This is a genomic window from uncultured Shewanella sp., assembly GCF_947495455.1.
Classification (GTDB): Bacteria; Pseudomonadota; Gammaproteobacteria; order Enterobacterales; family Shewanellaceae; genus Shewanella.
The window spans coordinates 1-1,818 of sequence record NZ_CANLZC010000212.1 but is presented as its reverse complement, the minus strand read 5'-3'; the positions used below and the strand labels follow the sequence as shown (position 1 = coordinate 1,818).

Below are 1,818 nucleotides of genomic sequence, written 5' to 3'. Positions count from 1 at the left end.
TGAGTGTACTAAAAGGGTCAAAAGCATATGCTCGAGAAGCTGGGCAAAAGTGACCAACTTCTAATGCAGATTGGTATTAGCTCACACCTAGTGGTATAGATATCAGGTGGCTTACCCACTTAAGCACGTACGTGCAATGCCTACTCCCGATGTCGCCCCGCCGCTGAGCGGACTCTCCCGCTACGAATCATAGATTCTTCATGTTCAATCAAGGCTAAATACTGCGTATTTATAGCGCCTTGGTTTCACCCCCATGTGTTCACTACGTGAACTACAAGAGTAGGTTATTTCCAGGCGCCAAATAAAACATAGAGGCCACCCTATCGGGTGGCCTTTTTGTTTTACCTGTTTTTTGGAAATGACACTTTCACATGGGGAAGACAAAAGCACATGCGCAGCATGTTTCCTTTCATGTGATAGTAGGGCGAATATCGCGCTAGCGATGTGCTTATGGTAGAAAATTGTTCCCGACATTTTCAAGATTCCCCACATTCCTGTGAGTCAGCGCGGAGCTTTAGCGTAGCTGGCCATGACAGATGCCACTTTTTTGTTTTTCTGTTTTTTTGGAATATGCATGAGGTTGGTAGACAATATTTCCCGACATTGTCTGTATTCTCCATTTCCCTGAGGATCAATGCGGAGAGGGTGATCCTATATGGATATAGGGAATGCCATTGATGTTTGAATGGGAGTATTAATGGCTTAGCAGCTTGTGGTAAAGTTCTTGAACTCAGTGGTTGATTTTAGTATTGGCTGGCCTCTAATAATTAGACTGAATTTCATATATTGATTTTGGTTTGTGAGGCGTCATGTATGGATTGGTTCTGTAGTGTTGTTCATTTGCTCTTTCGCCGACTTCATCGATAAACCGTCTTGCAGGGCTAATGAGTGCTGGTTTTTTAGCTAACTCCTCATCAAGTCTAACTGCTACGCTGTTGATATTGGATAATGTCATGACGGTATCGACTAATGGATGAATTCCCATTTTTCCTAACACAAATTTCCGTGCAGCGGTTCCGCTAAGAAAGCCACCGCTATAGCCTGCAATATAAGGTTTATACTCAGAGGGAATACTAGGTGCATCTTTAAGTAAGGGAGTAATGAGCGCTGAGGCCATTAAATTAAACGCAAAAGGGCTCCCCATTGTCATTTTGGGAAGCTGAAATCGATTGAAGGTAGAGTCCAAAAAGCCTTTGTGCATTCCATCTATGGTACCAGGAGGATCGGCTTTTTGAATAACCGAGAGCTGCATAGTGGGTGAGCCCATGGATTTTGGGGCGATTTTTGATTGCCTTTGAAACGATTTCAGTATCGAGTTTTGAGGCGTGAGCTTGAGTTGGGCCAGACTGTGTTTTGGGCCTCTGCTAATGTTTTGTTTCGCTTTTTGTATGTGCAGAAGGTTAGATGTTTTGTTGGTGCGTAAAAGCTGTGCTGTCGAATCATATGTACTTTGACTATGAAGGTGCATAGATTTGACTTTTGTTTGATTGTTTAGCATTCCTTTCCTTCGTGTAGTTCGTATATCAGCTGCTATTTCTCATTAAATTAAGCATAGTTGTTTTAGTAGAGATCACTTAAAAACTACTCGTTTATGTCAGTGAAAGAACTTACACTTTTAATAGAAGATGGCTACCTTATTTGGAATATGACGAATATATCAGGCGCATATGTAAGGTATAGAGCTATTTGTTAGAAATGTATCGCATTCAGGTTTGCTTAGTTAGTAATACCAATTCCATTATTGAAGAGGTATAGTGAATTTGGCCACCTACTTAGAGACTGTATAATCAGTTTCATATCAATATAGGTGACACAATG

General features: G+C 41.4%; 1 protein-coding gene. It reads right to left on the bottom strand.

The genetic code is table 11. The features are described 5' to 3' along the window. Positions 1 to 760: 760 nt before the first annotated feature. Positions 761 to 1,498, bottom strand: coding sequence for a hypothetical protein (locus tag Q0791_RS24775; protein WP_299011934.1), 738 nt, complete (start codon positions 1,496 to 1,498; stop codon positions 761 to 763). Positions 1,499 to 1,818: the final 320 nt, after the last annotated feature.

Bases quoted from the DNA above. Each gene is read 5' to 3' on its own strand.
- Q0791_RS24775 (WP_299011934.1), bottom strand. From the start codon at position 1,498: ATGCTAAACAATCAAACAAAAGTCAAATCTATGCACCTTCATAGTCAA.